The organism is Bacillus sp. LL01 (assembly GCF_001037965.1).
Genome location: NZ_LFEL01000066.1, coordinates 1 through 8052, shown reverse-complemented (window position 1 = coordinate 8052; position 8052 = coordinate 1). Strand labels below are relative to the sequence as shown.

Sequence of the window (8052 nt, the reverse complement as noted above, 5' to 3'; positions counted from 1 at the left end):
ACTTTCTCTAAAGCTTCAACGATATGTTCCTCTAGTGCTGGTGCTAGTGTCTGTATATATAACGTACTGAGATGATGTTCGTCACGATACACTAACACATTGCCGATCACAGGGTAACATGTTTCATCATCACAGAAATACTCGGATAGATCAGCAAAGGTCACATTGTCAGGAATTCCTTCTGTATTCTCCCATGGTGGAAGATCTGATAAGGCCTCCGCTCTAGGTACCGAGCATTCCTCAAGATCATCCGCTCCTTCTACACATAAAGGTATATCTTCTGCCATCCTTGGATTATCCCTGATCGCGAATATCTCCGTCATTCCTTCAAGCTTTTCCCACTGTTTGAGGTAGCCTTCAGGAACGGTATCACCGCTGCTAACGTTTGCCGTAGTAAATACAAGATCTGGTGGCTCTTCCATTAATACATCCAATAATTGTTCATTCCATTCCATGCATGACTCATTTAATTGACCGTCAAAATCATCATCAGAGAAACGACAACCATCTTTATTGTAGATATCAATCTGTAGATTCAAACGCTCTGACATCTCTTCTAAAGCCGGATACCAGTGACCTGAATGAGAGCCCCCGACCAGTGCAATCGTATAGTCTGGGTTTTCTGTTTCTCCCATCGAACACGTTTTTAATCTAGGATTATCGATAGAAGAATAACACTCCTCAAAATCATAGAAGGTTGGCRAGTCTTCTTTAACCTGAAGAGTTGGAGGAGCAGGTTCTTTATCTCGATCTGGTTCAATATTGTCATAAATAGCTCGTGCCCCTGGGTAGTCTTCAAATGAGTAATCCTTGTCTTGCACCTGATTAATATATACTCCCCAAGCCGTGTTAGCGAGGAGAACTGGCACCATAAAAGCTACCAAAATCGATGCAAGCTTAGTTTTTGATTGCTTAATGTTCAGTTTCCTAATCGGTGCTTCAATCAACTTAACCGATATAACAGATAGAATAAACGTAACGATCAGAATCGAGATTCCACCTAGAAGTGATACGGTCTCAGTTCCAACATACGCATAATAAAAAATCAATAGAGGCCAGTGCCACAAATAAAATCCGTAAGAAACACTACCGAATGCTAAGAATGGCTTTGATGACAAGAGCTTCTCCACTCCGAATCGATTGCCATTTTCAGCTGCTATGATAACTAACATAACCCCCGTTGTTGGCAATAATGCTGCATATCCAGGAAAAACATTAGACACAGGTAAAAGAATCCCTGTAAATGCGATAACCCCTAATCCAATCCATCCTAGGAAAAGCGTCACTTGCTTCTTAAATACGAGATATGGAAGCAATAATGCTAGAATCCCACCTAAGCTAAACTCCCAAACACGGGCGAACGTATTAAAGTAGGCCCAGGGTTGATTAACGGCTGTAATATAGACCGAGTACCCTAAGGACATCGTAAAAATACTCCCAAGCACAATCAATAGAGTCTTTCTAACTGGTGTTTTAAGTAGCTTCCTAGCTAGTACATAGGCTAAGAATATAATCAATGGCCATGTTAAATAAAATTGACCTTGAATAGAAAGCGCCCAGAAATGTTGCAAAGGACTCGCTTCATTATTTTGATTGAGATAATCTACTGAGTTAAATGCCAATTGCCAATTCTGGAAGTACAGAGCAGAAGCGAATATTTCAGAAATGATTTGTTTCCACTGCACCTGTGGCATGAGTAAGATCGAGCCTAGAACCGTAAATAAAAGTACAATAAAAGCAAGTGGAAAAAGCCTTCTCGCAAGCCCTAACACATACTCATTCATATTGATGGTTCCATACCTCTCCATTCTTGCTAATAGGGAGGTGGTAATTAAATAACCTGAAACGATAAAAAACACATCTACTCCACCTGAAACAGAGCCAAGCCAAATATGGTAGATCGCGACCAAAAACGCAGCCACAGCTCGTACCCCTTCTATTTCAGGACGATATCTTTTTTCTGGTATTCTTAAATCTGACATTCTATCCATCTCCAATGCAGTAAGATCACTTACTCTTGTGAACTTTACTCCGTTTAAATTTATTAAAAATTCAAAGAAAGAGACTTCACCCCTCCTCGGGAACTTAATTATTTTATAATGGCTCCATGCGCATATCAACAGGTTATAAATTACAGTTCTTTCATAAATTAACGCAGTGAAGGATCAGAACGAGAAAAAAGCAACCACCAAGCCATTTAGGCCTGATGGTTGCTTTTTTATTTGAAGGGAAGGGGGATTATTGAGCCTTTTTAATCCAGATTACGAGCATACAATACGCCGAATGTCTTTTTGATATGGTACATGATTTGGACTTTAGATCACTGTATAATCCGGTCATTGACAGGTATCGGTCACATCCCCCATGTAAAGCATTAATGGCTAGAGGATACCTTCCATGCTGTTACACTCTTCAAAAAGCAGTACCTTACCACCATCACTCTTCGGATTTTGTCTCATATACATAATAATTAAGTTCATGTTCTTTCTTAAATCCTGCTGCTAGATAGAGGTTAATTGCTTTCATATTGGTCTTTCCTACACAGAGTGTAATTTCCTCAATCTCTTTATACTGATAAAGTGTTTGAAGAGCTATTTGTATTAATTTTGTGGCATTACCTTTGTTTCTAGCCCTTTCCGATACAGCAATAAACTCGATGTTTCCTTCAGCGTGTTCGGGATTTGCTTCAAAATACACATACCMGTCTATTTCCGTATCATTCCTCTTCAAAATAAACAAATGTTGATCGTTCTCTTTCAGCTTCTCTATTATGTCTTGTCCATTATAATAGGTATCTGGAAATAGTTGATCGTGCAACTGCTTGAATGAATCAACATATTGTGGCTCAATCCTCACGATATTATTTTCTTCTATACTAGAAAAATGGTCGCGATGAGCCTTTAAGATCAAATGGCATCCTTTATTCTCTGCACGAAGCCCCTCTACAAATGTAGTTGCTCGCTGATTGTTTTTATTGATGAAAAACATAAAGGTCTGAACATCAGAGTCTAAGGTAGTCATTAAAGTAGTCCACATCTCGCCTTCCACATCTTCATTGGTGCTTGTAAAAGGCCCCCAAACCTCTGCACTTCCCTCATCCTTATCAACATCTACACCGAGGGCACCAATAACCGTCTGATCCTCCGTTGCTACGATAAAAGACTTTTCTAAAGGAAGGTCTGAGAATTCGTCCTTTAATGTATCACGTATTTCACTTGCCTTCTCACCGCAAAAACCTATATGGCTCTCAGGTTTATTGTTCATCTCTTCTAAATAAACGGCAAGCTTATCGAGATTTGCTGAAGTGATAAATGATAGTTGCATAATTGAACTCCTTAATAGTGACCAAAAAGTCCTTTTTGTTTAGCCACTTGCTCGCATTTTTTGAAAATAATAATTCCGATCAAAAAGTAAAGCAGTGAATTAATAAGTAAAAATAGAAGATCAGTAAGAGGAATGTTAATGATTGACGCATCTGAAATAGCGACATCTCTCACTAACTGTAATCCATACATGAATGGTGCATATTTCAATAGAGGAAACACAGTAATCGGGATAAAGGTCATCGCCATAATCACAAATTGAAACAATTGTAAGATATAGTCTACTTGTTTTAAGACGATTGTGATGCCGGCTAGAGCGTACCCAATTCCGAAGACCCCTAATAACGTTAATGCCATAATCGGGATAATGGAGATCAAATCGATATTAAGCCACTGACCCGATGTGGCCATTGCAGCTACCAACAAAATCGTGATCGTGACAACATTAATAAGGATTGTGCTAGTCATTCTAGCAAATATGATAAACCATAAACTGTAGGGAGTTAGAGAAAGCTGCTCAAGTGTCCCTTGTGAGGCTTCATTAGAGATCTCCCAACCCAACCCTTGCGTAACCGTTAACACTAGAAACCAAAATACATAATTCATAATRACCATTTGAATCGTATAGTCCATCTGAGCTGGATCGCCTATAAAGGTGATACCAAGAAAAAAGCCCAGAAAGATGATATAGAAAATGACAAGTTCACTAATGGTGTTAGGTATATAACGCTTCATATAGATGTATTCTCTTCGTAGATTCGCCGTAAATATATTATATGATAGCATGTTTTGTACCCCTTACGATCTTTAAGAACACTTGTTCAAAGTTCACTTGTTCTTTTTCAATCGAAGCAATTTCTATATGTAGCTGCTTTAATAGATCCATAATGTTGTAAATGTCTTGGTTGTGACTCATGGTAACCTTCATAAACTCTCTTTGATCAGATGACTGTAATTCAATCATGTCGGAGTAGGCAAGCAGCGCAACTTTCTGGCGTTCTTCTAAAGCGTGCTCAAAGTAAAAGTGATACGATACGACTTTAAATAGATCTAACAGTTCATCCACGGAGGAGTCTGTAATCAATTTCCCATCACTAATAATAAATACACGATCACATAGCTTCTCGATCAAATTCATATCATGTGAGCTAATGATGATTGTTTTGTCCTTCTCCTTGACAATTTCTAATAAGAACTCGAGGATAATTTGATTAGAAACAACATCTAACCCTAATGTAGGCTCATCTAAAATAATTACTTCCGTGTCARCCATTAAGGCAATAACTATGGCTACTTTTTGCTGCATCCCTCTAGATAAATTCTTAACGAGCTTATCTCTCTTCTCATATAATTCAAATTTCATGAGGATATGGTTGAGCCTTTCAGCTATTTCTTTTTTGGAGAAGCCTCTAATCCCAAGAAAATACTCTACATTTTCTTTGATCGTTAACCGCCAATAAATATTGCGATTGCCTTCTAATACAGAGCTAACATATCTCAGCGCTTTCTTATTTTTATGGTTCACCGATTGTTGATTGATCGATATCGACCCTGTATCCGATTCAATAAGGTTGCATAGGATCTTTATAAGTGTTGTCTTACCAGCTCCGTTTGACCCTAATAGACCTACTATCTCTCCTTTAGGGACGGAAAAGGTTATATCTTTTAACACATGAATCGTTTCTTTTTTTGAGTGATAGCTTTTACTCACATTTTGAACTTCTATCATAGGCTTACTCCTTTATAGATTGGTTAAGTCCACTGGTTCAACATGAGGATAATCCTCTAGCAAACTTTTCACATCTGGATAAGTAGAAAGCTTTTGAAATAATTGAAGAATGAAGTCCATAGTCGGTCCCCTTCTTCTCCCCATGGCTACTTTAAATAACCCCTTTCCAGTTGAGGTGTTGGGGATAATCACTTCATATCGATGATGCCTGAACCCAAAACTAGAACCATAAATAAAGGTGGCTTTGTGCTTTTTAACTTCTTCATTTACAACTGCTAATACTATCCCGTGATTGATTAATGTATCTTCTCTCAAATKAAAAACGACAAATGGAGCTTTTGCCCAAGGTTGATCTGATGTTAAGGAAGGATGTTCCACTTGTTTAAAGAGACCGTCTGTATGGATTCCAGCGGCAAGCGATGTGTTATTCTCAAAAATAGACTCACAATACTGATGTAGCTCGTGCTGTTGAAAGAGAAGCTGATTATCTAGTAAGGAGATCTCTTGATAACTCAATCCAGTCCCAAGCACCGTTCGTATCTTCCTAATATAATCAGCCAGATTCACAGCGTTAGGCAGTGCAGGATTAGTAGAGTCTGTATAAAAACTGACTAGACCGCCATTAGATAACTCTAACCCTTGTTGGTCGAGCTTTAAAATGGAATGAATTTGAACTACTATGACATTTGCTACTGTATGAAGCTGGTCTAACACATAGGCCATATCAAGTGTATCTCCGTTTAAAGTTGTGTCTAGAACGATCATTTTTAAACCTTGATGGCCATTTATAGCCAACTCTTGTAAAAAGACATCTAAACTAAACACTTCTAAATGCCAATTGTAGCGAACCGGCTCAATATAAAATAAGTCAATCTCCCCGATCTGTGCCATAAAGTCTTCTTGCTTAGCAAAGCTCGTTATTTCAACTGCTTCACTTCTATAGAGATCTGTTAACAYCCTTGTCTCGAAATAGTCACTCCAGCTTGCCATGCGGAGTTTTTTTTCTGACGTTGGCTTAAACATGCCAAAGTAACTTTGAAGGAATGTTGAAATAGCTGCCATTCCACTAGAAAGTAAAACATGATCCTCTACCCAGTTTTCACCTATCGCTCGGTAGCCTTTGATCTCTTTCTCCAGAATGAGAGGTTGAATATTACGCTCATAGCTAAAATCAATTCTTCTCGTAGATGGAAGAAGCTTTCTTGACGCGAGGGGAGGTGATTTTAAATGTAGATTGGTTACACTTTGAACCTGTGCAAACCACATGCTTCTCAACTCAAGAGTTAAATTCTCAATGAGCTGTTCATCTTCCAATGTCTCCAAACGATTATCTAAATTTGAGATAAGTGTATCAACTTTCGATAACCATTGTTCATGGTTCTCTTCTTGATTTCCGTCAAATAAGGATTGATAGATTCGTTTTACTTCTTCCAACTCATCACATAGAGAGGACCTCTTCGCTATTTTTTCCATGTTGATCACCTGCTTTGATAAAGGTATCGTCTTTAAATATCCACTCATCAGGCACTGGGTACCCATGTAATGTTCTTGCCATACTTGACACATAAGCACCAACAGGAGTTAAAAGAACCGCATCGCCAACTTCCAATTTAATATTTATAGAAGAGCGAATAAAGACATCGTTCTCATAGCAAGTGTTTCCGTATAGGTTATGTCGTTCTTTATCCGTATTTGCTGTGTAACAAGCGATGACCTCAGGATAGGCCCACTCAGTGAGGTTCCATGCTGAGCTATTAAGTGTAATAGAACGGATATCCCCGTCCAGATCAGAGGAGCACACAGTCGAGTACAAGTAACCAGACAAGGCTAGCATCAGCATACCAGGCTCTATAACAACCTTTATCTCTCTATTCATTTGACGATTTATTCTTTTCATGACCTTACTAACGATCTGCCACGTTTTTTTTACTTCTTTTTCATTTGAATATAAATAAGTCAATCCCCCGCCTAAATTCACGGTGTTCACTGCAGGAAAATGGTGAATGATCTCCTCAATGTACCTCATGATCACTTCCATAGAAGATGCATTTTTCATTTCTCCTACATGCAGATGGAGCTGTTTTACAAATACATCTCTACCTGACACTTCGGCCCAGTCCATATATTCGTTCACGCGAATGCCGAAGCGACTGTTCTCACCAAATACAATGTCGTCTTCAAATAAATGAGGGATCTTGATTCTAAGACCGATAGCCTGCATATCACTTTTGGTTTGTTCAAAATAAGAGGTAAGTTGAGAGATTGAGTTGAAGTCAAAAATGATGTTATGACGAATCATTTCATCTAGTTCTTCTAATATAAGTGCCGGGGAGGTGCTGTAGATCGGAGACATCTGTGCTTTATGAGCTGCACGAAGCTCATGCACAGAGGCAACATCTGCTCCAACCCCTAAGCTCGCTAATTGGGCTAATAGATAGTCGTTTCGATTTGCTTTCACAGAGAAACATAGGGTAGCATTAGGGATCCCCTCAATATCCTGCTTTAATTGTTTAACAGTACCAATGATGGTATCGTAATCATAAATAATGGCTGGAGACGGAATACTCGGCTTATGAGTTAGTAAGTGCGTTGGGACTTTCGGTAAAATGCTCATTTTCCCACTCCATTACATTAGAAATAACGTTCAATATCATCTCAGAAACGATCACTCCATCAATTTCTTTTTCTTGTGGCAAAAACTCTACTATATCTAACCCAATAATATGTGTTTGTTTTGTTATGAGCTCTAAAAGGTCTCTAAGCTCTCTATACAAAAGACCTCCCGGCAGCGGGGTACCTGTTGCTGGCATAACACTAGGATCTAAAACATCTACATCAATGGTTACATAATAAGGAATATCATCTCGCAATGCTTCCATTAATTCCTCTTTTTTATTACATGCAAGGTTACCTGGAAATTGAGTCACTTTATCGTGGGTTAATGGTTGATTCGTCAACTGTCTAATGCCAATTTGCACAACATGCTCCACTTGATCAAGG

General features: G+C 38.6%; 7 protein-coding genes. All 7 read right to left on the bottom strand.

From position 1 onward, the window contains the following. A partial coding sequence (locus AB685_RS24155; protein WP_047973134.1) for an acyltransferase family protein occupies positions 1 to 1982 on the bottom strand: 1982 nt, incomplete at its 3' end. Between the two features lie 454 nt (positions 1983 to 2436). Beyond that, positions 2437 to 3324, bottom strand: a complete 888-nt coding sequence (locus AB685_RS24150) for an N-acetyltransferase (RefSeq protein ID WP_047973133.1) — start codon at positions 3322 to 3324, stop codon at positions 2437 to 2439. Between the two features lie 11 nt (positions 3325 to 3335). Then, positions 3336 to 4109 carry an ABC transporter gene (locus AB685_RS24145; protein ID WP_047973132.1) on the bottom strand — a complete coding sequence of 258 codons (774 nt, stop codon included), beginning with the start codon at positions 4107 to 4109 and terminating at the stop codon, positions 3336 to 3338. Continuing rightward, positions 4096 to 5052, bottom strand: coding sequence for an ABC transporter ATP-binding protein (locus AB685_RS24140; RefSeq protein WP_047973131.1), 957 nt, complete (start codon positions 5050 to 5052; stop codon positions 4096 to 4098). Before AB685_RS24140 ends, AB685_RS24145 begins: the two co-directional genes overlap by 14 nt. Before the next feature lie 12 nt (positions 5053 to 5064). After that, the gene (locus tag AB685_RS24135; RefSeq protein ID WP_047973130.1) at positions 5065 to 6525 is read right to left on the bottom strand and encodes a hypothetical protein; all 1461 of its coding nucleotides are present in this window, start codon (positions 6523 to 6525) and stop codon (positions 5065 to 5067) included. Next, the gene (locus AB685_RS24130) at positions 6491 to 7666 is read right to left on the bottom strand and encodes a hypothetical protein (RefSeq protein ID WP_047973129.1); all 1176 of its coding nucleotides are present in this window, start codon (positions 7664 to 7666) and stop codon (positions 6491 to 6493) included. Before AB685_RS24130 ends, AB685_RS24135 begins: the two co-directional genes overlap by 35 nt. Next, the coding region (locus tag AB685_RS24125) for an arginase family protein (protein WP_047973128.1) at positions 7623 to 8052 on the bottom strand (430 nt) is incomplete at its 5' end. The genes AB685_RS24130 and AB685_RS24125, both read right to left, overlap by 44 nt.

What these genes read in the sequence shown, in the direction of transcription:
- AB685_RS24130 (WP_047973129.1), bottom strand. Translation starts at nt 7,666, where the DNA reads ATGAGCATTTTACCGAAAGTCCCAACGCACTTACTAACTCATAAGCCG.